At 68.9% G+C, this 22,254-nt stretch carries 21 protein-coding genes; 2 read left to right on the forward strand and 19 right to left on the reverse strand.

Annotated features, from left to right (window positions below; genetic code table 11):
• Positions 1-17: 17 nt before the first annotated feature.
• The 11 genes from ACIRQP_RS34700 to ACIRQP_RS34750 form a co-directional block, all read right to left on the reverse strand.
• A complete protein-coding gene (locus ACIRQP_RS34700; RefSeq protein WP_403897538.1) occupies positions 18-2,846 on the reverse strand; it encodes a DEAD/DEAH box helicase in 2,829 nt (942 codons plus the stop codon).
• A 247-nt stretch (positions 2,847-3,093) separates the two neighbouring features.
• A complete protein-coding gene (gene tatC, locus ACIRQP_RS34705; RefSeq protein ID WP_403897541.1) occupies positions 3,094-4,047 on the reverse strand; it encodes a twin-arginine translocase subunit TatC in 954 nt (317 codons plus the stop codon).
• A 62-nt stretch (positions 4,048-4,109) separates the two neighbouring features.
• A complete protein-coding gene (tatA, locus tag ACIRQP_RS34710) occupies positions 4,110-4,403 on the reverse strand; it encodes a Sec-independent protein translocase subunit TatA (protein WP_129772623.1) in 294 nt (97 codons plus the stop codon).
• A 221-nt stretch (positions 4,404-4,624) separates the two neighbouring features.
• Positions 4,625-4,822, reverse strand: coding sequence for a hypothetical protein (locus ACIRQP_RS34715; RefSeq protein ID WP_382520040.1), 198 nt, complete (start codon positions 4,820-4,822; stop codon positions 4,625-4,627).
• A gap of 56 nt (positions 4,823-4,878) precedes the next feature.
• Positions 4,879-5,139, reverse strand: coding sequence for a hypothetical protein (locus ACIRQP_RS34720; protein ID WP_403897544.1), 261 nt, complete (start codon positions 5,137-5,139; stop codon positions 4,879-4,881).
• 35 nt (positions 5,140-5,174) lie between these two features.
• Positions 5,175-6,131, reverse strand: coding sequence for a helix-turn-helix transcriptional regulator (locus ACIRQP_RS34725; RefSeq protein WP_403897547.1), 957 nt, complete (start codon positions 6,129-6,131; stop codon positions 5,175-5,177).
• 17 nt (positions 6,132-6,148) lie between these two features.
• Complete coding sequence (locus tag ACIRQP_RS34730) at positions 6,149-7,105, reverse strand: helix-turn-helix transcriptional regulator (RefSeq protein WP_403897549.1); 957 nt, start codon at positions 7,103-7,105, stop codon at positions 6,149-6,151.
• A 139-nt stretch (positions 7,106-7,244) separates the two neighbouring features.
• The gene (locus ACIRQP_RS34735) at positions 7,245-7,619 is read right to left on the reverse strand and encodes an FKBP-type peptidyl-prolyl cis-trans isomerase (RefSeq protein ID WP_403897550.1); all 375 of its coding nucleotides are present in this window, start codon (positions 7,617-7,619) and stop codon (positions 7,245-7,247) included.
• A 43-nt stretch (positions 7,620-7,662) separates the two neighbouring features.
• Positions 7,663-8,598, reverse strand: coding sequence for an FKBP-type peptidyl-prolyl cis-trans isomerase (locus ACIRQP_RS34740; RefSeq protein ID WP_403897553.1), 936 nt, complete (start codon positions 8,596-8,598; stop codon positions 7,663-7,665).
• 286 nt (positions 8,599-8,884) lie between these two features.
• Positions 8,885-10,246 (reverse strand): Pup--protein ligase, encoded by a 1,362-nt coding sequence (gene pafA, locus ACIRQP_RS34745; RefSeq protein WP_403897556.1) that lies wholly within the window; start codon positions 10,244-10,246, stop codon positions 8,885-8,887.
• Between the two features lie 9 nt (positions 10,247-10,255).
• Positions 10,256-11,515, reverse strand: coding sequence for an MFS transporter (locus ACIRQP_RS34750; protein WP_403897558.1), 1,260 nt, complete (start codon positions 11,513-11,515; stop codon positions 10,256-10,258).
• 158 nt (positions 11,516-11,673) lie between these two features.
• Here ACIRQP_RS34750 and ACIRQP_RS34755 point away from each other — a divergent pair, with 158 nt between their 5' ends.
• Complete coding sequence (locus ACIRQP_RS34755) at positions 11,674-12,738, forward strand: LacI family DNA-binding transcriptional regulator (protein ID WP_403897561.1); 1,065 nt, start codon at positions 11,674-11,676, stop codon at positions 12,736-12,738.
• 72 nt (positions 12,739-12,810) lie between these two features.
• Here ACIRQP_RS34755 and prcA read toward each other — a convergent pair whose 3' ends face one another.
• The 5 genes from prcA to arc all read right to left on the reverse strand — a co-directional run bounded on the left by prcA (position 12,811) and on the right by arc (position 18,607).
• Positions 12,811-13,692 (reverse strand): proteasome subunit alpha, encoded by an 882-nt coding sequence (gene prcA / locus ACIRQP_RS34760; RefSeq protein WP_403897564.1) that lies wholly within the window; start codon positions 13,690-13,692, stop codon positions 12,811-12,813.
• A 52-nt stretch (positions 13,693-13,744) separates the two neighbouring features.
• Positions 13,745-14,590, reverse strand: a complete 846-nt coding sequence (gene prcB, locus ACIRQP_RS34765) for a proteasome subunit beta (RefSeq protein WP_403897567.1) — start codon at positions 14,588-14,590, stop codon at positions 13,745-13,747.
• A gap of 143 nt (positions 14,591-14,733) precedes the next feature.
• Positions 14,734-14,952 carry a ubiquitin-like protein Pup gene (locus ACIRQP_RS34770; RefSeq protein WP_030754525.1) on the reverse strand — a complete coding sequence of 73 codons (219 nt, stop codon included), beginning with the start codon at positions 14,950-14,952 and terminating at the stop codon, positions 14,734-14,736.
• Between the two features lie 134 nt (positions 14,953-15,086).
• Positions 15,087-16,598: a depupylase/deamidase Dop gene (gene dop, locus ACIRQP_RS34775; RefSeq protein ID WP_403897570.1), complete on the reverse strand. Its 1,512-nt coding sequence runs from the start codon at positions 16,596-16,598 to the stop codon at positions 15,087-15,089.
• Between the two features lie 242 nt (positions 16,599-16,840).
• Positions 16,841-18,607 (reverse strand): proteasome ATPase, encoded by a 1,767-nt coding sequence (arc, locus tag ACIRQP_RS34780; RefSeq protein WP_403897573.1) that lies wholly within the window; start codon positions 18,605-18,607, stop codon positions 16,841-16,843.
• Between the two features lie 253 nt (positions 18,608-18,860).
• Between arc and ACIRQP_RS34785 the strand changes: the two genes are divergently transcribed.
• Positions 18,861-19,181, forward strand: coding sequence for a ferredoxin (locus ACIRQP_RS34785; RefSeq protein WP_403897576.1), 321 nt, complete (start codon positions 18,861-18,863; stop codon positions 19,179-19,181).
• Positions 19,182-19,225: 44 nt separating this feature from the next.
• On the opposite strand, the gene ACIRQP_RS34790 is transcribed toward ACIRQP_RS34785, so the two are convergent.
• The 3 genes from ACIRQP_RS34790 to ACIRQP_RS34800 form a co-directional block, all read right to left on the reverse strand.
• Positions 19,226-19,822, reverse strand: coding sequence for a hypothetical protein (locus ACIRQP_RS34790; protein ID WP_403897578.1), 597 nt, complete (start codon positions 19,820-19,822; stop codon positions 19,226-19,228).
• A gap of 212 nt (positions 19,823-20,034) precedes the next feature.
• Positions 20,035-20,931, reverse strand: coding sequence for a tRNA (adenine-N1)-methyltransferase (locus tag ACIRQP_RS34795; RefSeq protein ID WP_403897581.1), 897 nt, complete (start codon positions 20,929-20,931; stop codon positions 20,035-20,037).
• A 63-nt stretch (positions 20,932-20,994) separates the two neighbouring features.
• Complete coding sequence (locus ACIRQP_RS34800) at positions 20,995-22,242, reverse strand: site-2 protease family protein (protein WP_403897583.1); 1,248 nt, start codon at positions 22,240-22,242, stop codon at positions 20,995-20,997.
• Positions 22,243-22,254: the final 12 nt, after the last annotated feature.

The raw sequence follows: 22,254 nt of genomic DNA on the forward strand, positions 1-22,254 counted from the left end.
CCGCCGTCAGTGTGCCGTCAGCCGACCGAGCTGTACGCCACCACCCCGCGCAGCACCGACTCGACCGCCTTGCGGGCGTTCTTCGCGACCGTGCTGTTCTCGCGCGGCGCGGCGGCCGCGATCTGGCCGAGCACGTCGATGACCTGCTTGCACCAGCGCACGAAGTCACCGGCCGGCATCTCCGCCTCGCGCAGCACCTCGTCCAGCCCCTTGCCCGAGGCCCACATATAGACCGCCCAGGCGAAGCCGAGATCGGGCTCGCGCTGTCCGACGCCCTCCGCCTGACTGATCTTCAGGTCCTCCTCCAGTGCGTCGAGCCGGCCCCAGATACGGACCATCTCGCCCAGCGCGGCCTTCGCCGCGCCCGAGGGGACCTTGGGCGCCACCGCGTCGTCCGACTGCCTGGCCTCGTACACCAGCGCCGAGACGCAGGCGGCCAGCTCGGCCGGGGAGAGCCCTTCCCACACCTGGTCGCGCAGGCACTCGCTCGCCAGGAGATCGAGCTCGCCGTAGAGCCTGGCCAGCCGCCTTCCGTGCTGCGTGACCTCGTCCCCGCGCAGATAGTCCAGCTCGGTGAGGAGCGCGACGATCCGGTCGAAGGTACGGGCGATGGTGTTCGTCCGACCCTCGATCCTGCGCTCCAGCTGCCGGGTGTCCCGCTGGAGCCGGTGGTAGCGCTCGGCCCAGCGGGCGTGGTCCTCCCGCTCGTCGCAGCCATGGCAGGGGTGGGCGCGCAGCTCCGTACGGAGCCGGGCGATCTCCCGGTCGTCCGCGGCGGCGGCGCGCTGCTTGCGGTGCCGCTCGGGCACGATGTGCCCGGCCTTCGTACGCAGCGCGGACGCCAGATCGCGCCGCGACTGCTGGGAGCGCGCGTTGAACGACTTCGGGATGCGCATCCGTTCCAGCGCCTCCACCGGAACCGGGAAGTCCATCGAGGCCAGCCGCTTGACCTGCCGCTCGGCGGTCAGCACGAGCGGACGTGGCCCGTCCTGATATTCCAGCCCGCGGTGGCCGTTGGCGCGTCCGGCCGGCAGCCCGGGGTCGAGCACCAGCGCGAGACCGGAGAACTTCCCGGTCGGCACATGAATGACATCGCCCGGCTTGAGCTTCTCCAGCGACGAGGCGGCGGCGGCCCGGCGCTGCGCGGCCCCCTGCTTGGCCAGCTCGGTCTCACGGTCCTTGAGGTCGCGCCGCATGCGCGCGTACTCCTCGAAGTCCCCGAGATGGCAGGTCATGCCCTCCCGGTAGCCGTCGAGCCCCTCCTCGTTGCGCTGGACCTGCCGGGAGATGCCGACGACCGACTTGTCGGCCTGGAACTGGGCGAAGGACGTCTCCAGCAGCTCGCGCGAGCGGTGCCTGCCGAACTGCTGCACGAGATTGACGGCCATGTTGTACGAGGGCCGGAAGCTGGAGCGCAGCGGATAGGTCCGCGTCCCGGCGAGCCCGGCCAGCGCGCCCGGGTCCATACCTCGCTGCCAGAGCACCACGGCGTGGCCCTCGATATCGATCCCGCGCCGCCCCGCCCGCCCGGTCAGCTGCGTGTACTCACCGGGGGTGATGTCGGCGTGCTGCTCGCCGTTCCACTTGACGAGCTTCTCCAGCACCACGGACCTGGCCGGCATATTGATGCCGAGCGCCAGGGTCTCGGTGGCGAAGACCGCCTTGACCAGACCGCGGACGAACAGCTCCTCCACGACCTCCTTGAAGGTCGGCAGCATCCCGGCGTGGTGCGCGGCGATGCCACGCTCCAGGCCCTCCAGCCACTCGTAGTAGCCGAGGACATGGAGGTCCTCACCGGGGATCGAGGCCGTGCGCTCCTCGACGATCTCGCGGACCCGCCGCCGCGCCTCGTCGTTGTTGAGCCGCAGCCCCGCGTACATGCACTGCTGTACGGCGGCCTCGCAGCCGGCCCGGCTGAAGATGAAGGTGATCGCGGGCAGCAGCCCCTCGGCATCGAGGCGCTCGATGACCTCGGGTCTGCCGGGCGTCCAGATCCGGGAGCGCTGGCGGCGCTCGCGCTCCCGGTCCGCCTCGCGGATCATCTTCCCGCGCCGGCGTTCACGCGGGTTGTACGTGCGCTGGTTCTCCATCCGGGCCAGCCGGACCAGATCCGGGCTGACCTCGCGCTTGCCCGCGCCACGGCCGCCGTGGTCGGTCTCCTCCTCGAAGAGGTCGTACAACCGGCGCCCGGCCATCACATGCTGCCAGAGCGGCACGGGCCGGTGCTCGGAGACGATCACTTCCGTGTCACCACGGACGGTGTCCAGCCAGTCACCGAACTCCTCGGCGTTGGAGACCGTCGCCGAGAGCGAGACCAGCGTGACCGACTCGGGGAGATGGATGATCACCTCTTCCCAGACGGCGCCCCGGAAGCGGTCGGAGAGGTAGTGCACCTCGTCCATCACCACATAGCCGAGCCCGGTGAGGGCCTGGGAGCCCGCGTAGAGCATGTTGCGCAGCACCTCGGTGGTCATGACAACCACCGGAGCGTCCGCGTTGACGCTGTTGTCCCCGGTCAGCAGGCCGACCTTGGCGGCGCCGTAGCGCTTGGCCAGATCGGCGTACTTCTGGTTGGAGAGCGCCTTGATGGGCGTGGTGTAGAAGCACTTGCGGCCCTCGGCCAGAGCCAGGTGCACGGCGAACTCGCCGACGATCGTCTTGCCCGAGCCGGTGGGCGCGGCGACCAGCACGCCCTTTCCCGCCTCCAGGGCCTGGCATGCCTCGATCTGGAAAGGATCCAGACCGAAGTCGTACATCTCGCGGAAGGGAGCGAGCGCCGTGGCCTGCTCGACGGCGCGGATCCGGGAAGCGGCGTAGCGCTCGGCTGGTGAGAGGTCCTCAGTCATCTTGAAGTCGAGCCTACCCGCCACCTCTGACAGTCAGCCCGATCTTTAATCGCCCTTGGACAGCCCCGACAGGGCGTGCGTGATCCGCGCCATAGGGAGCGCGGGCACCCGGGGATGGCGCGGTCGCGCTCCCGTGTCCAGGAACGCGGAAGCGGCCGGCCGCGCGGTATGCGCGCCCCGGCCGCTCGCCGCGGTGGGATTGAACGAGCGGGGTGATCTCGCCGCTCGCCCGGCGGACCCCGCGAGGTCAGGTGACGTCGTCGTAACCGTTCAGTCGCTTCGTACCGCCGCTGTCCGACTGTCCGGGAAGAGCGGGCGGCGTCGTGACGGGTTCGATCTCCCCGACGGCCTCCGGGGTCAGATCCAGATCCGAGGCCTCGTCGTCGGAGGGTCCCATGGCGTCGCGCCGCGTCTTGCGGCGGTCGTTCAGGAGCGAGATCGCCGTGGCGACGAAGTACAGCACCCAGATCGGCACGGCCAGGCCCATCATGGTCAGCGGGTCGGTGCTGGGCGTGGCCACCGCGGCGAAGACCGTGATGCCCATGATCATGCCGCGCCACCAGCCGGCCATCCGCTTGCCGGTGATGACCCCGCCGAGGTTGAGCATCACCAGCAGCAGGGGCAGCTCGAAGGCGAGACCGAAGACGACGACCATGCGGGTGATCAGATCGAGCAGGTCGTCGAGCGGAAGCTGGTTGTCCAGGTTGGCGGGCGAGAAGTCCAGCAGGACGACCGCCATCGTCGGCAGCGTCTTGTACGCGAAGAAGCCGCCGGCCAGGAAGAGCGGGAAGCCCGCCGCCACGAAGGCGAGCGAGTACTTCTTCTCCGCCTTGTGCAGCCCCGGGGCGACGAAGGCCCACAGCTGGTAGAGCCAGATCGGTGAGGAGACCACGACACCGGCCGTCAAGGAGACCTTGAGCGCGAGGGTGAAGGGCGTCAGCAGACCGTTCAGGACAATGCGGGCACAGGGGCCGCCCTGCTGCTTGGCTAGATCCGTGAAGCTCGCTTCGCAACCGACCGACTTCAGGATGGGGTCGGTGAAGAACTCGATGATGTCCTTGTAGAAGAACGCGGAGACGAGCGTCACGACGACGATCGCCACCAGCGCCTTGGCGAGCCGGTTGCGCAGCTCACGCAGGTGCTCCACCAGAGGCATCCGCCCCTCGGGATCGGTCTCCTTCTTGCGGGCAGACTTAAGCAACCCACGTCCTCATCTCGTGCGGCGGGCGGCCCGCGGCAGCGGCACCCGCTTCGGCCCAGGTCTCAGCGCTTGGTGGTCGAGTCCGTCGGCTCGGTCACCGGACGCGCGCTGGTCACGTCACCGGGCGCGGCCTGGATCGTACGCGGCACGACGTGGTCCTGGGCGGTCTCGTCGCCCTTCGGCTCCGCCGGGGCCGTCTGCTGGCCCTCTGACTTCATCGCCTTGGCCTCGCTCTTGAGGATGCGCGCCGACTTGCCGAGCGAACGCGCCATGTCCGGAAGCTTCTTCGCGCCGAACAGCAGGACGATCACGACGAGGATGAGAATGATCTCGGTGGGACCGAGCCTTCCGAACATAAGCTTTTACCTTCTCACCGAGGCGGCATGGGAGGGGCCTGCGCAGATTCGGCCGGACGTGTGTCCGACGTGGTTGCGCAGCGATCGTAACGCGCAGGGGTGAACACGGGGCAATCCCTGTGCGTACTTCCGTCGGCGGCCCGCGCCTCGCTGCCAGGGCCGCGCTCAGCAGCGTACCCCGCTATTTCGCTGGTGAGCAGGGGGCGTCACCACCTCCGTCGCTACCTCAAGGTCTCACCTGTGGCGGCCAGCCGGGTGGCCGCGCGCTCCAGATCCTCGGCGGCCCGGTTGATCGTCTCCGTGGTGGCGGCGACCTGGCGGCCGAGCCGCTGGGCTTCCACGAAGACGCGGACGGCCAGCACACCGAGCACGGCAATACCACAGAAACCCAGGGCGATGGCGAGCATGGGCCAGAACATGGGCAGAGCCTAGACCGTTCCAGGAAGTGGGTTCAGGGGAGTGATGCGGGGGCGATTCAGGGAGTGGAGTGGAGGCGAAGGGTGCGTACCCCGCCGCCGGTGAGGAGTTCCACGATGCGCTCCCCGGCGGGCTTGCGCACCATGGCCTCGCATTCGGGGCAGGTGAAGGAGTAGAAGGTGGTCTTCGCGCTGGCGCCGATCGCCAGGCGCAGGGCGCCCGCGGAGAGTTCGAAGCGGGCGCGGCACTCGGGACAGGCCGCCCTGAAGAGGACCGGAACGACCGTCGAAAGTCCGGACAGCCCAGCTATGGTCGACATTGCGCGTGGTTCTCCTTGTCCTCGTCCTCAGCCGTTCACCGGTGGTCGTCGTAGGCCGCGAGGGCCTCGCCCGCCGCCAGCCGCGCGCTGTCCGCCAGCTCCCGCGGGGAGACGATCCGTCCGTCCCCGCCGAGCCGCAGCGCCAGCCGTCTGAGCGAGGCGGGAGCGGGGGTACGCAGAGTGATCCGCAGCCCGCCGTCGGGGAGTTCGACCGCGCTGTCGTGCGGGTAGTACTCCGCCACCCACCGGCCGCCGGGCCCGACCTCGATCACCACCTCGGGGTCCTCGGCCGCGGGCTGCACCAGCCCTTCCGACAGATCCCTCAGCTCCAGCTCCGGAGGCGCGGCCGGCGCGTCGAGCAGTTTGATCTCGGCGACCCGGTCGAGGCGGAACGTACGCCGCGCCTCGGAGAGCCGGCACCATGCCTCCATATAGGTGTGCCCCACGGCGAACAGCCGGATCGGGTCGACCTCGCGCTCCGTCAGCTCGTCACGCGCCGGGGAGTAGTAGCGCAGCCACAGCCGGCGACGCTCCGAGATGGCCCGGTCGACCTCGGCGAACACCCCGCCCTCGGACTCGAAGGTCACCGAGAGCCGGGAGCTGGCCCCCGCGACCTCACCGGCGGCGGTCTCCAGCTTGGCGGTGGCGCGCAGCAGCGCCTGCCGGTCGCCCTCGCGCAGCCCCGGGAGGGTGGCGACGGCGCGGGCGGCGACGAGCAGCGCCGTCGCCTCGTCGGCGGCGAGCCGCAGCGGCTCGGCGACATCGTCGGGGTTGTGCCACCAGATGCGGTCGCCGTCGGTGTCGATGTCGAGCAGATCGCCGCCGCGGAAGCTGGTGCCGCACATGGGCAGCACATCGAGGTCGGAGATCAGCTCGTCCTCGGTGATGCCGAAGGCGCGCGCGACATCGCTGACATGCGCGCCGGGGCGCTCCCGCAGATAGGTCACCAGCGAGAGCATCCGCCGGGTCTGGTCGATGGCGTTGGCTGCCATGGTTGTACGAGTCCCCCTCAGCCCTTGGCCACGGCGCGCAGCCGGTCCAGGACGTCGGCCCGCAGATCCGCGGGCTCCAGTACGACCACGTCCGGGCCGAACTCCACCAGCCAGGCGTCCAGCCCGTGCCCGTACGGGACCTCCAGTTCGTCCCAGCCGTCGCCCAGTTCCCGTGACGACAGCGCCTTGGCGCGCAGCGGATAGCCGCACCCGGAGCGCAGCTTGATCAGCGCGGAGCGGGTCGCGGTCTCCCCCGCCCAGGTCTCGACGGTCTCCCGTACGGTGACGACATCCGGTACGGGCGCGCTGAAGACGCCCGCGCGGGAGCGGACCCGGCCGGTGATCCGGGAGAGCCGGAAGACCCGCTCGGCGCCGCGGTCCCGGTCCCAGCCGGCCAGATACCAGTGGCCGCGCCAGCACTCCAGCGTCCATGGCTCGACCTGGCGCTGCTCCGGGCGGGCGGCGGTGGCCTTGCGGTAGTCGAAGGCGACGGGACGCCGGTCCCGGCAGGCGAGCATCAGCGGTTCGAAGGCGGCCTCGTGGACGGGGATACGCGGTTCGAGCGCGCCGTGGTGCGCCTCGTAGGTGTCCTCCGCCTCCGGCATCCCGGCGGCGCGCAGCTTCTGCAGGGCGCCGCTCGCCGCGCCGGCCAGCCGCGCCTGCTGCCAGACCTTGGCGGCGAGACCGAGGGCGGCGGCCTCCTCGGCGTCGAGGGTGATGGCGGGCAGCCGGTTGCTGTCTCGCCGGGCGAGATAGCCGGTGTCGCCGTCGAGGTTCTCCACCGTCTCGATGACCAGTCCGAGTTCGCGCAGATCGTCCTTGTCCCGCTCGAACATCCGGTTGAACGAGTCGTCGGTACCGGCCTCCAGATAGGCCTCGATGGAGCCCCTCAGCTCACGCTTGCTGAGCGGACGCCGGGTCCCGAGCAGACACAGCGCCAGATTCATCAGCCGCTCGGCCTTGGCAATGGCCATCGACGCCTCGCACCCCTCTTGATCGTGCCGCGCTTTGATCGTGTCGCGCTCACCCCGCTGACCGTACCGCCCCAGGGTGTCGCGGTAAAAGCCGAGGGCCCATGCCGGACAGCATGGGCCCTCGGGTGTCCGGATGTGATCAGACAGCGACCAGGTCGCAGACGAAGATCAGCGCCTCACCGGGGGCGATACGGCCGCCGCCGGCGCCGCGCTCGCCGTACGCCAGGTGCGAGGGGATGATCAGCTGGCGACGGCCGCCGACCTTCATGCCCTGCACGCCCTCGTCCCAGCCCTTGATGACCTGGCCGGCGCCGAGCTGGAACTGGAGCGGGGTACCGCGGTTCCACGAGGAGTCGAACTCCTCACCGGTGGAGAACGCCACACCCACGTAGTGGACGGACACGGAGTCGCCCGCCTTGGCCACCGCGCCGTCGCCTTCGATGATGTCCTTGATCTCCAGATCGGCCGGCGGCTCGCCACCCGGGAAGTCGACCTCGGGCTTGTCGATGCTCACTGAACTGCTCCTCTAAATGATGAACGGGGCAACCGGGACAGTCTTACACCTTCGCCAGGATGTCCACCGCGAAGACCAGCGTGGAGTTCTTCGGGATGCCCTGCTGCTCCTGGTTGCCGAAGGCCTGGTCCGGCGGGATCACGATGAGGACCCGGCTGCCCACCTTCTTGCCGACGATGCCCGTCTTGAGGCCCTTCAGCGTGAGCTGCGGCAGCGGGAAGGTCTGCGTGCGGCCGGTCTTGTACGTGCTGTCGAACTGCTTGCGGTCCTTCCAGATGTACGCCGCGTAGTTCAGCACGACGGTGTCCGAGTCCTTGACGGCCTCGCCGTCGCTCTCCAGCACGTAATTGGAGACCAGCTTCTTGGGCGGGTCGCTCTTCGGGACGGTGACGGTCGGCTCCTTGCCGTTGTCGTTCGTCCCGACCTTGGGCAGGTCGATGTTGTCCTGCGCGACCGCGGTCCCCTTGGCGGAGACCGGGACCTGGGTGGCCTTCAGGATGTCGACGACGAAGACCAGCGTGGAGTTGGGCTTGATGTCGCCCTGGCCCTGGGCGCCGTAGCCCAGCTCCGGCGGGATGCTCAGTTCGACACGGCTGCCGACCTTCTGGCCTTCCAGACCCTGGTCCCAGCCCTTGATGACCATGCCGGCCCCGACGGTCAGATCGAACGGCTGCTTACGGTCGAAGCTGTTGTCGAACGGCTTGTCGGAGTCCCAGCTCTGGCCCAGATAGTTGACCTGGATCGCATCGCCCTTTTTGACCGTCGCTCCGTCACCCTTGCTGAGGACATCGGTCTTCAGCTCCTTGGGCGGCGTGCCCTCCCCCTTGTCGAGGGTCGGCTTCTGACCGAACTTGGCACCCGAGCTGATCGCGGGAAGCCCGTTCTTGGACGAGGTGGAGTCGGAGCCTCCATCGCTGCCACAGGCCGCTGTCGACAACAGCAGCAACGGGACGACGATGAGGCCGGCAAGTCGGCGCACGTGTTCCTCAGATCTCAGACGGCACAGTAGTTGCCCGCCACTCTAAGGGCTGTCCCGTAATCCGTGGCGGGTCAGCGAGCGGCGTCGGATGCGGTACATCGCAAGGCGGAGGAGCGTCCCCATACTGGGCGTATGGGGGCGTTCCGACAACGCGGCGAGGTGCCGCATCCGTCGTCGCGAGCCCGCCAGGGATTACGGGACAGCCCTTAGGGCGTGCCGAGGGCCCCGTACGCGATACGTACGAGGCCTTCCGCGCATTCCACCAATGCGTGTGTCCCCGGCCCGCTCACATACCGGCGATCAGTTTCTCCACACGCTCGTCCACCGAGCGGAACGGGTCTTTGCAGAGCACCGTGCGCTGTGCCTGGTCATTGAGCTTGAGATGCACCCAGTCGACGGTGAAGTCCCTGCGCTGTTCCTGGGCACGGCGGATGAAGTCGCCGCGCAGCCGCGCCCTGGTGGTCTGCGGGGGCACCGACTTGCCCTCGAAGATCTTCATGTCGTTGCAGATACGGGCGGCCTGGCCCCTCTTCTCCAGCAGGTAGTAGAGACCACGGCGGCGGTGGATGTCGTGATAGGCGAGGTCTATCTGAGCGACCCTCGGATGCGACATCGTCATATTGTGCTTGGCCCGGTACCGCTCGATGAGCTGGTACTTCATGACCCAGTCGATCTCGGTGCCGATACGGTCGAGATCCTCGGCCTCGATCGCGTCGAGCGTGCGGCCCCAGAGTTCCAGGACCTGCTCGACGGTGCCGGTGCGGATGCCCCGGCGCTCCACGAAGTCGACGGCCTTCTCGTAGTACTCGCGCTGGACCTCCAGGGCGGAGGCCTCGCGACCGCTCGCCAGGCGTACCTTGCGCTGGCCGGTGAGGTCATGGCTGACCTCACGGATCGCCCGGATCGGGTTCTCCAGGGTCAGATCGCGCATCACCGTGCCCGCCTCGATCATGCGCAGCACGAGATCGGTGGCACCGACCTTGAGCAGCATGGTCGTCTCGGACATGTTCGAGTCGCCGACGATGACATGGAGCCTGCGGTAGCGCTCCGCGTCCGCGTGCGGTTCGTCACGGGTGTTGATGATCGGACGGGAACGGGTGGTGGCGGAGCTGACACCCTCCCAGATGTGCTCGGCGCGCTGGCTGACGCAGTAGACCGCACCCCGCGGGGTCTGGAGTACCTTGCCGGCGCCGCAGAGCAGCTGACGGGTGACGAGGAAGGGGATGAGGATGTCCGCGAGCCGGGAGAACTCCCCGTGGCGGGCGACGAGATAGTTCTCGTGGCAGCCGTAGGAGTTTCCCGCAGAATCGGTGTTGTTCTTGAAGAGATAGACGTCGCCCGCGATTCCCTCCTCGTGCAGGCGGCGTTCGGCGTCGACGAGCAGCCCCTCCAGAATGCGCTCGCCCGCCTTGTCGTGCGTGACCAGCTCGGAGATGTTGTCGCATTCGGGAGTTGCGTATTCCGGATGCGAACCCACGTCGAGGTAGAGACGGGCGCCGTTCCGCAGGAAGACATTGCTGCTGCGGCCCCATGAGACAACACGGCGGAAGAGGTAGCGCGCCACTTCGTCAGGTGACAGTCGGCGCTGTCCCCTGAACGTGCACGTGACGCCGTACTCGTTCTCCAGCCCGAAAATGCGGCGGTCCATGTCTGAACATTACGCCTGATGGCCAGAGCTGAAACCGGGTTGGACCGCACCGCTTCGATCATTTTCCGTCCGGATGGTGGCATCCGAAGGGCCGGTGGGAGCCTTGAGGACCCGCTGGGTGGCCAGCAGTACCAGTAGCGCTGCGATGCCGCCGGCACCCGCCACGGCGAAGCCCGCCGCGGTGCCGCCGAGCTCCACGGCGGGGCCCGCGGCGGCGGTGCCGAGCGCGGCGCCGACGCCGAACGTGGTGACGAGCCAGGAGAACGCCTCGGTGACCGTGCCGCGCGGGGCGTGCCGGTCGACGACCATGAAGGCACAGGCCAGCGCCGGCGCCAGAAAGACACCGGCGAGGGCGGACAGCGCGGTCATCGCGACCACACCGGGGGTGAGCGTCAGCGGCAGATAGCAGAGGGCCAGCAGGGCGACGATGCCCCGCAGACGGCGCTCGTGGACCCCGGCCCACTGCCGCGATCCGTACACCGCGCCACCGATCAGCGCCCCGAGACCGAGAGCGGCCATCAGCCAGCCGTACACGGACTCGTCGCCGTGGTCGTCGGCGTAGGCGACGCCCGCGACGGTGATGGAGCCGAGGGCCATGCCGATGAAGAGGAACGCGCCGAGCAGGGCGAGCAGCCCCGGCGAGCGCAGGGCGCCGAGCCAGTGCGCCTCACGGGGCGCGGAGCGCCAGGCCCGGGAGGGCTCGGACAGGACGACGCAGAGCGCGCCGAGCACGCCGATGACGTTGATGACGAGCAGCGCGGCGCCCGGGGACCAGAGCGCGACCAGCAGGGTGACGAAGAGCGGGCCGATCGTGAACATGACCTCCTGGGCCACGGCGTCCATGGCGTACGCCCGGTGCACCCGGTCCTCGCTGCCCAGCACACTCGGCCACAGCGCCCTGAGCCCGCCCTCCAGCGGCGGGGTGAAGAGGCCCGCGATCGCCACGGCCGGGTACGCGAGGGCCGGCGCGCCCGTTCCGACGGCCGCGAAGAGCACCATGCCGAGGGCAGAGACCAGCGCCGCGGGGAGCTGTACGCGGGGCTGGCCGAACAGGTCCACGGCCCGGCCCAGCAAGGGCTGGCCGACAGCCGTGGCGATGCCGTAGAGCGCCGCGAACACCCCGGCCAGGGTGTAGCTGCCGCCCTCTGCGCGGATGAACAGGACGATCGCGATATGGCCCGTGGCGTTCGGCAGGCGGCCCACCAGCGTGCCGGTGAGCAGCCGTGCGGCGTGCGGTGCCTTGAGTATGTCGAGATACCCCGTGGCCATGTCGCCCCCTCATTCCCTCAGCTCGTCCCCGTACCGCGCGGCGCCGGTCCGTTCCGGTCCCGTCCGGGGTTTTACGTATAACGTGCAGCGCCATACGTACCATGTGCGCAGTCCGCGGGTCCACCGCGATCCTTACCGCGCGACGGAGAACGGCAGTCATGACAGAGCAGTCCGCCAGGCCCACCAGCAAGGACGTGGCGCGCGCCGCGGGCGTGTCCCAGGCCACGGTCTCCCTCGTCCTCGGCGACAAGTGGCGGGGCAGGGTCTCGGAGCGGACCGCCGGGCTGGTGCGGGACGCCGCGCGCGCCCTGGGCTATCGGCCCAATCTCGCGGCCCGCAATCTGCGGCTCGGCACCACCAGAACCGCGCTCCTGGTCGTTCCCGCGCTCACCAACGAGTTCTTCGCCCGTGTCTACACGGGAGCGGCCGGGGTCGCGGCGGAGCACGGTTTCGGAGTCGTCCTCTACCCCTCACCGGCCGGGGTCGGCCCCGCCAAGGACCCCTTCGCCTCGGCACGGGCCGCGCTGGACGGGGTGATCGCCTCCTCGATGGCGACCGGCGCGCTGGACGCGATCCGCGGCTCGGACGGCTCGGATCTGCCGCTGGTGATGCTCGACAGCGATCCGGCGGCGCCCGGAGCCGCCGCTCGGGTGAATCTCGACATCGCCGACGGCATGCGGCAGATCGCCGGGCATCTGCTGGCCCTTGGCCACCGGCGGCTGGTCCATCTCTCCTCCGCCGTCGCCTCCTGGACCTTCGACGTAAGGGCCGCGGCACTGGCCGAGACGGTACGGGAGGTGCCCGACGCCGTCCTGGGCACGGTCTCCGCGCCGCTGGAGGTGGACGCCGCGCGGGTGGCCACCGAGCGCGCCCTCACCCGCCCCGGGCCCCGGCCGACGGCGCTGGTGTGCGACGACGACATCCTGGCCGCGGGCGCCTGCAAGGCCGTACGGCGGCTCGGTCTGCGGGTGCCGGAGGACATCTCGGTCAGCGGCTTCGACGATCTGGCGCTCGCGACGGCGGTCGAGCCGGAGCTGACGACGGTACGGCTGCCCGCCGAACGGGTGGGCGAGCGCGGGATGTCGGCCCTGCTTGCGGTCCTGGACGGTCGCCGGCCGGAGACCGGCGACCTCCCGGTCACGCTGGTGGTCCGGGGCTCCACGGCGCCCCCCGCCGCCCGCACGCCCCGCCCTGTGACACGACCAGGCGGCACGACCGAGTGACACGACCGGTGACATGACGATGCCCCGGCGCGTGCGAGCGCGCCGGGGCATGCCGAGACGTTTCCGCCGGGGCTACTTGTCGGTGTCCTTCTCGTCCGCCGAGCCGCTGTCCTCGCCGTCAGAGCCCTTGGACTCCGGCTTCTCGGTGGTCTCCGACGCCTCAGGGGTCTCCGAGGGCGTCTCGGCCGGGGCGGACGACGCGCCGTCCGGCTCCTCGGTGTCCGAGGGCGCGTCCGTGGGCGTGGAGGCCGCGCCGTCCGCCTCCAGCAGCCGGGAGAGCTGGCGGCCGACGATCCGCTTGAACTTGCGCTGCTGCGGTCGCGTACGGTCCAGGACCGCCACCTCCAGCCGCTCGGCGGGGATCTCCCGCTCGCCGCCGTTGGTGTCCCTGGAGAGCGCCTGCACGGCCAGCTTCAGGGCCTCGGCGAGCGACATGCCGTCGCGGTGCCGCTGGTCCAGATAGGAGCTGATCTGCTCCGAGCTGCCGCCGACCGCGACCGAGCCGTGCTCGTCCACGATCGAGCCGTCGTGGGGCAGGCGGTAGATCTGGTCGCCGTCCGGTGTGGCGCCCACCTCGGCGACCACCAATTCCACCTCGTACGGCTTCTCACCGGCGCTGGAGAAGATCGTGCCGAGCGTCTGGGCATAGACATTCGCGAGACCGCGGGCGGTCACATCGTCGCGGTCGTAGGTATATCCGCGCAGATCCGCGTAGCGCACCCCGCCGATGCGCAGATTCTCGTACTCGTTGTACTTGCCGGCGGCCGCGAAGCCGATCCGGTCGTAGATCTCGCTGAACTTGTGGAGTGCGCGGGACGGGTTCTCGCCGACGAAGACAATGCCGTCGGCGTACTGCAGCACGACCAGGCTGCGACCGCGTGCGATGCCCTTGCGGGCGTATTCCGCCCGGTCGGCCATGGCCTGCTGGGGTGAGACATAGAACGGCGTCGACACCGGCTATCCGTCCCTTTCTGTCAGTGGCATGTTTATTCAGAAGAGAGCGGCATCAGAGCAGCGCGGCGCGCGGGCCGTCGGGCTGCTCCAGCCGGTGCTCCAGGATCGAGCGGGCGATCTCGGCGGATTCCGCGTCGGTCAGCTTCCGGAAGCCCTGTTCGGTGATGACGGTGACGATCGGATAGATCCGGCGGGCTACATCCGGGCCGCCGGTCGCCGAGTCGTCGTCCGCGGCGTCGTAGAGCGCCTGGATGACCAGGGTGGTGGCCTGCTCCTCGGTCAGATCCTCGCGATAGAGCTTCTTCATCGCGCCACGGGCGAAGATCGAGCCGGAGCCGGTGGACGCGAAGCCCACCTCCTCGGAACGGCCACCCGTCACGTCGTACGAGAAGATGCGGCCCTTCTCGCGCTCCACGTCCCAGCCCGCGAAGAGCGGGACGACGGCCAGGCCCTGCATGGCCATGGCCAGATTGCTGCGGATCATCGTGGAGAGCCGGTTGGCCTTGCCCTCAAGGGAGAGCTGCGCTCCTTCGACCTTCTCGAAGTGCTCCAGCTCCAGCTGGAAGAGCTTGACCATCTCCACGGCGAGACCCGCAGTGCCGGCGATGCCGACGGCCGAGTACTCGTCGGCCGGGAAGACCTTCTCGATGTCGCGCTGGGCGATCATGTTGCCCATCGTCGCGCGCCGGTCACCGGCGAGCACCACGCCACCGGGGAAGCTGACCGCGACGATCGTCGTCCCGTGCGGCGCCTCGATGGCGCCCTGGAGGGGCGGCAGCGAGCGCTTGCCGGGCAGCATGTCCGGCGATTGGTGGGACAGGAAGTCCATGAACGAGGACGAGCCGGGCGTCAGGAAGGCCGCCGGCAGACGCCCGGTGCTACGAGGGTTGGCTTCCACGCGTTTCCTTCCGGATGGGCGGCGGCCCGCCGCTCGCGCCGGGCCGATCTTAAGAACTGTGCACGGACCTTACCCGCGCCGCCGCGTGTCATCCGTCCCGGTGCGACCGGCTTTCACCGGCGCACCGGAACGGACAACCGCTGCTACTGGCCGCCCTTTTGGACGAAGGAGCGCACGAAGTCCTCGGCGTTCTCCTCAAGGACGTCGTCGATCTCGTCCAGGACGGAGTCCACGTCGTCGGACAATTTCTCCTGGCGTTCCTTGAGGTCCTCGGACGCCTGCGCCTCCTGCGCCTGCTCCTCGGTCTCCTCGGTGGAACGCGTCGCCTTCTGCTGTCCGCCGCCGGTGTCCTTGGTCGCCATAACCCTCACCCCGCTCGGTTCGCCCCGCTCGATGTGACCTACAAGATCAGACCCTACAAGGAGGGTCCGACATCGGCCCCGCACTTGTGACAACGTCCGGGCACCACCTCGATCATTCCCGGACAGGGACCATTTCAGCCTCCGGACAGCACCCGGACCAGCTCCTCCGCCGTACGGCACCGGTCGAGCAGCTCCTTGACGTGGTTCCGGGTGCCCCGCAGCGGCTCCAGGGTGGGTACGCGCTGGAGCGAGTCGCGGCCGGGCAGGTCGAAGATGACCGAATCCCACGAGGCGGCCGCCACGTCCTCCGCGTACTGCTCCAGGCACCGTCCCCGGAAATACGCCCTGGTGTCCTCCGGGGGCTTCGTCCTGGCCCGCTCGACGTCCTGGTCGTCCAGGAGACGCTGCATCTTGCCGCGGGCCACCAGACGGTTGTAGAGGCCCTTGGCGGGGCGTACGTCGGCGTACTGGAGGTCCACGAGGTGCAGCCGGGCCGCGTCCCAGTCCAGGTTGTCCCGGCGCCGGTAGCCCTCCAGGATCTCCCGCTTGGTGATCCAGTCGAGCTCTCCCGACAGGCTCATCGGATTGTTCTCCAGCCGGTTGAGAGTGTCCTCCCAGCGGCCCAGGACGTCCTTGGTCTGCTCGTCGGCGTCGACGCCGTAGCGCTCCTCCACGTACTTCCTGGCCAGCTCGTAGTACTCCATCTGGAGCTGGACAGCCGTGAGTGTCCGTCCGCTGCGGAGCGTGACCAGCCGGCCCAGGTCCGGGTCGTGCGAGACCTGGTGCAGAGTGCGGACCGGCTGGTCGACAGCGAGATCGACGTTGATGAAGCCGTCCTCGATCATGGAGAGAACGAGCGAGGTCGTGCCGAGCTTGAGATAGGTCGAGATCTCCGACAGATTCGCGTCGCCGATGATCACATGCAGCCGGCGGTATTTCTCCGCGTCGGAATGCGGTTCGTCACGGGTATTGATGATGGGGCGCTTGAGCGTGGTCTCCAGGCCGACCTCGACCTCGAAATAGTCCGCGCGCTGGCTGATCTGGAAGCCGTGCTCGTGCCCGTCCTGGCCGATGCCGACCCGGCCCGCACCGGTGACGACCTGCCGGGAGACGAAGAACGGCGTCAGATGGCGCACGATGTCCGAGAACGGAGTCTCGCGCTTCATCAGATAGTTCTCGTGCGTGCCGTAGGACGCGCCCTTGTTGTCGGTGTTGTTCTTGTACAGATGGATCGGCTGGGCGCCCGGCAACTGTGCCGCGCGTTCCGCGGCCTCGGCCATGATGCGCTCGCCCGCCTTGTCCCAGAGAACGGCGTCGCGCGGATTGGTGATCTCGGGAGAGCTGTATTCCGGGTGAGCGTGGTCGACGTACAGCCGCGCGCCATTCGTGAGAATCACATTGGCCAGCCCGATGTCCTCGTCCGTGAGCTGGCTGGAATCGGCCGTCTCGCGGGCGAGGTCGAAGCCACGGGCGTCCCGCAGCGGATTCTCCTCCTCGAAATCCCAGCGGGCACGTCGCGCCCGGTGCATCGCCGCCGCGTAAGCGTTGACGATCTGGGACGAGGTGAGCATGGCATTGGCGTTCGGGTGGCCCGGAACGGAGATGCCGTACTCCGTCTCGATGCCCATTACTCGCCGTACGGTCATGCGGCCCTCCTTGCCCGGCGGCGCTCCCCTCCGGAAGCGCCGCTCAAGTACCGCTCTCTCTCCGTCGCGTATGCGTGTGCGGTGCCCGGCCCCGCACTGCGCGACGCGGCGGTACGAAAGAGCCTAGAACGCCTCTGCGCCGGTGGGGAGATCATTTCCGTCATTGGCCTGGTGTGGTGGAAGGTACATGGAAAGCAACCGGCTGCGGATGCCCTTCCGGACATCCGCAGCCGGTCCGCGCTCTACAGGTACTGACCGGTGTTCGCCACCGTGTCGATGGAGCGTCCGGTGTCGGCGCCCTGCTTTCCGGTCACCAGGGTACGGATGAAGACAATCCGCTCGCCCTTCTTACCGGAGATACGGGCCCAGTCGTCCGGGTTCGTGGTGTTCGGCAGGTCCTCGTTCTCCTTGAACTCATCCACGCAAGCCTGGAGGAGATGGGAGACCCGAAGGCCCTTCTGGTCATGGTCGAGGAATGCCTTGATGGCCATCTTCTTGGCCCGGTCGACAATGTTCTGGATCATCGCGCCGGAGTTGAAGTCCTTGAAATACAGGACTTCTTTGTCGCCGTTCGCGTACGTGACCTCAAGGAAGCGGTTCTCCTCGGACTCCGCGTACATCTGCTCCACGACGGACTGGATCATCCCGTGGGCCGCGGCCTCCTTGGAGCCGTTGTGCTCGGAGACGTCGTCCACGTGCAGCGGCAGCGAGGACGTCAGATACTTCGCGAAGATGTCCTTCGCCGCCTCCGCGTCCGGACGCTCGATCTTGATCTTCACATCGAGGCGGCCGGGCCGCAGGATCGCGGGGTCGATCATGTCCTCGCGGTTGGAGGCGCCGATGACGATGACGTTCTCCAGGCCCTCCACACCGTCGATCTCGGCGAGCAGCTGGGGGACGATGGTGTTCTCCACGTCCGAGCTGACACCGGATCCGCGGGTGCGGAAGAGGGATTCCATCTCGTCGAAGAAGACGATGACGGGCGTGCCCTCGCTCGCCTTCTCCCGGGCACGCTGGAAGACCAGGCGAATGTGGCGCTCGGTCTCACCGACGTACTTGTTGAGGAGCTCGGGACCCTTGATGTTGAGGAAGTAGCTCTTCCCCGCGGGCCGGCCGGTCGCCTCGGCGACCTTCTTGGCGAGGGAGTTCGCCACGGCCTTGGCGATCAGTGTCTTGCCGCAGCCGGGAGGGCCGTAGAGCAGGATGCCCTTCGGCGGTCGCAGCTCGTGCTCCTTGAAGAGGTCCGGGTGGAGGTACGGAAGCTCGACCGCGTCGCGGATCATCTCGATCTGGCCGCCCAGACCGCCGATCTTGTTGTAATCGACGTCCGGAACCTCTTCGAGGACAAGCTCCTCGACCTCGCTCTTGGGAACCACTTCGTAGACATAGCCGGAGCGGGGTTCGAGCAGGAGGGCGTCGCCGGGACGGACGGTGATGTCCAGCAGCGGCTCGGCGAGCCGCACCACCCGTTCCTCGTCGGTGTGCCCGATCACCAGGGCGCGCTCGCCGTCCTCAAGGATCTCCTTGAGGGTGACGATGTCCCCGGCGCGCTCGTACTCCATGGCCTCGACCACATTCAGCGCTTCATTGAGCATGACTTCCTGGCCGCGCCTGAGCTCGTCGAGCTCGACGCCGGGGCTGACATTCACCCGGAGCTTGCGGCCCCCGGTGAAGATATCGGCCGTACCGTCCTCATTGGCCTGCAGAAAGACACCGAAGCCGGCCGGCGGCTGTGCGAGCCGGTCGACCTCCTCCTTGAGGGCCACGATCTGATCGCGGGCCTCACGCAGCGTATTGGCGAGCCGCTCGTTCTGTGCGGACACACCCGCAAGATTCGTCTGCAACTCGACGATCCGCTCTTCGAGAATCCTCGTGTGCCGCGGAGAGTCGGCGAGCTTACGTCGCAGGACGGCGATTTCCTGCTCGAGATAGGCAACCTGGCCGGCTGGGTCTTCGGACCCCCGCCCGGGCCGGATGCCGCGGTTGATGTCGTCGTCGTGGGCTGCCACGGTCCTCACCTCCTCCAAGGGGAGCTGGACGCTTCCTGACCCTACCTGGGTGGGTGATGATTGAAACCCCTAGATCACAAAGACTGTCGGGGTAGTTCCGATCTTCACCCTTGCGCCCTCCCTCACGCCAGGGGAATACCCACCCAGGAACATCGGAAAGCTGTCGGTTGTATCGTCGAGGCGTTCAACACCCGTCAGGGCCGCCGCGACTTACTCCATAATGCGCTGCCCGGCACAGTAAACGGCAGGAGAGATGACCGTGCAGCAGGAGGCTCCCACCGAAGGCGTCACCGAGACCGGTGAGCCGCTGGAGGTCTGGATCGACCAGGACCTCTGCACCGGGGACGGGATCTGTGCGCAGTACGCCCCTGATGTGTTCGAGCTGGACATCGACGGCCTGGCCTATGTGAAGAGCCCGGACGACGAACTGCTGCAGGCCCCGGGCGCGACCACGCGCGTACCGCTGCCGCTGCTGCGCGATGTGGTGGACTCCGCCAAGGAGTGTCCCGGTGACTGCATTCATGTACGCCGCGTGACGGACCGTGTCGAGGTCTACGGCCCCGACGCGGCGTAACTCCCTGTCACGGCCCGTCGCATGGCGCCATCAGTGGTGATCTTTCACACACTTCGCGCGACGGGCCGCCGCTCACCGCGTACGAACGCGCCGTTCCGCCACCGCCAGGAGACCCGCTCTTCCTCGTCGGGACAGCAGCTGGGGACCGCGGGTCCCGAGTAGCCGAGCAGGGTCGCGATGATCTCCCCGTCGCGTACCGCGAAGTCGGGGCCGACGGTGAGCTTGTCCTTGGGGTCCACCAGCGTCGCCACGATCCTGGCCCGCTCGACCTCGCCGCCGGTCCTGGTCAGTACGTACACGCCGTTGGGCGGGGTGCCCGAGCCGGCCGCGCAGCGTACGACCGCCACGGTTTCGGGGTTGCCGTCCCCGTCGAGGTCGCCCGAGGACTTCTTCGCGACGGTCGTGCCCACTCCCCCGCATTCCAGCGGGAAGTCCACGCCTGAAGGGTCGGGGGCGGGCAGCGGTGCTCGGCCGGGGGCCGCGGCCTTCGGGGATCCCGAGCCCGACTGGGACGCCGTGGCGGCGCCGGGCTGGAGCAGGCCCGCCAGGGCCACGACAGCGGCCATCGCGGTGGCCGTCGCGAGCCAGTGCACGGGGCGCGGCCGGGTGTGCGCGAGGTCCGGGACGTCGGAGAGCTGCACGCGGAGTGTCTCCTGTGAAGGCGGTGCCGGCGAATAACCAACGGTGTGAGGGAGACAGCATCGTGCCACACGTCACAGTGCGGCGGAACAGCGGGGTCCGTAAGATCAACGTAAAGGAAGCGCCGCCGAGTTCTCCCGTTCCTGACGGGAACTCGGCGGCGCTGTCGCCGTGTTGACGGTCTCCGTGGCGAGAAGGAGCCCCGGTCGTCCGGTCAGCCGCGCGAGCCGCTGCCGGGGCCGTCGTAGTCGTCGCCGTACGCGCCCTTGGCGGGACGGCGGCGGCGCAGCGGCGGCTCGACGCCGTCCGCGAGCCGCCGGGCGGTCACCAGGAAGCCGGTGTGGCCGATCATCCGGTGGTCCGGGCGTACGGCGAGGCCCTCGACGTGCCAGTTGCGGATCATCGACTCCCAGGCGGCCGGCTCGTTGAACGTGCCGAACTCCCTGATCGTCTCGACGGTACGGGCGAGTTGAGTGGTCGTCGCGACATACGCGCAGAGGATGCCGCCGGGCACCAGCGCCTTGGAGACGGCCTCGACGCACTCCCAGGGGGCGAGCATGTCGAGGATCACGCGGTCGACGTCCGTGTCGGACAGATTGTCCTGAAGGTCACCGACCGTCAGCTGCCAGGCGGGGTGCGGTTCGCCGAAGTAGCGCTCCACGTTCTGCCGGGCGATGTCGGCGAAGTCCTGACGGCGCTCGTAGGAGTGCAGCATGCCCTGGTCCCCGATGACGCGCAGCAGGAAACTGCTGAGCGAGCCGGAGCCCACGCCCGCCTCGACAACGCGTGCGCCGGGAAAGATGTCGGCGAAGGCCAGGATCTGGCCGGCGTCCTTCGGGTAGACCACCGCGGCGCCGCGGGGCATGGACAGGACATAGTCGGGGAGCAGGGGGCGCAGCGCGAGATAGGCGACGTTTCCCGTGGTACGGACAACACTGCCCTCGGGAGCACCGATCAGCTCGTCGTGCGGGAAGGACCCTTTGTGGGTGTGGAAATTCTTCCCGGCTTCGAGCGTGAAGGTGTAGTGGCGTCCCTTGGGGTCGGTGAGCTGAACCTGGTCCCCGACCTTGAAGGGGCCGCGACGACGGGCGGCACCGGTCGGTTCGGACATGTTTGAAGCTTAGCCGCTTTTTCCGGGGGCTCGGTTCGCCCGGTGGGCGGCCCCTCGCGGCGCTCAGTCCCCCTGCGGGCGGGCCATCGCCGCGACAAAGGCGCGCTCGACATCGGCGGTCGACAGGACCCCGTAGATCTCGCCCGTCTCCTCCAGCACCAGGTACTCCGTCGCGGGGCTGGCCCTGAGCCGCTCGAGCAGGGCCTCGCCCGCAAGGTCCGCGGGGACCTTCATACCTTCCGTGAGGTCCTGGGCGAGGCCGCTGACCGCGACCCAGGGGCGGCGGTGCTGCGGTACGCCGACGATCGCGGATTCCCTGACCAGGGCCGTCGGGTCGCCGTGGCCGTCGACGACGACCAGGGCACGGGCGCCCGCCTCGTTGGCCCGGCGCAGCGCCTCGGAGAGCGGGGTGGAGGACTCGACCGGCACCGCGCGCCGGGTGAGGGTGCGGGCCTGGAGTTCGGGGAGGTGTTCGCGGAGCCTGGCCATCCGCAGGCTGTTGCCGGCGCCGGTCCAGATGATCGCGGCGAGGATGGCGGCGAGCAGCGCGTCGGTGACGGTCTCCATGCCGCTGACGTTCCTCGCCGAGGTACCCAGGGCGCCCGTACGGGTGAGGAGCGGCAGGCCGATCAGCACGGCGACGGCGAGCGCCCGGCCGACCCAGGCGGCGGCGACGGTGCCGCTCATCGGCTTGCCGGTGATCTTCCAGACGACCGCGCGCAGCATCCGGCCGCCGTCCAGCGGAAGACCGGGAAGCAGGTTGAAGGCGGCGACGATCAGATTGGAGACCATCAGCCCCGCGAGCAGGACACCCGGGACCGTACCGGGCTCGACGGCCAGCAGGCCGAGGTAGAAGATCCCGGAGAGCACCAGCGAGAGCAGCGGCCCGACAAAGGCCAGGACGAATTCACGGCCCGGGGTCTCGGACTCCTTCTCGATCTCGGAGACGCCGCCGAAGAACTGGAGCTGGATCCGGCGCACCGGCAGCTTGAAGCGCAGCGCGGCGACCGTGTGGGCCAGTTCATGGACGAGTACGGAGGCGTAGAAGGCGACGGCGAAGAAGAGCGCCAGCAGATAGCGGAGACCGCCCAGCTGCGGGAGGACCCGCTCCAGCTGGCCTCCGAAGATCCAGGTGATGAGCGCGGCCACCAGGAACCAGCTCGGGGCGACGTAGACCGGCACGCCGAAGGGGCGGCCCATGAGAATGCCACCGCCTGGGTCTTCGCGGCGCGGTGGCTTGTCGCCGGGGCCCGTATCCCCCTTGCCGGGCTGCGACGGCTTGCTCTCGCCGCGCTCGTCGTCCTCTTTCACGGGTTCCCTTCG

It is taken from the genome of Streptomyces sp. NPDC102274, assembly GCF_044766385.1.
GTDB lineage: Bacteria > Actinomycetota > Actinomycetes > Streptomycetales > Streptomycetaceae > Streptomyces.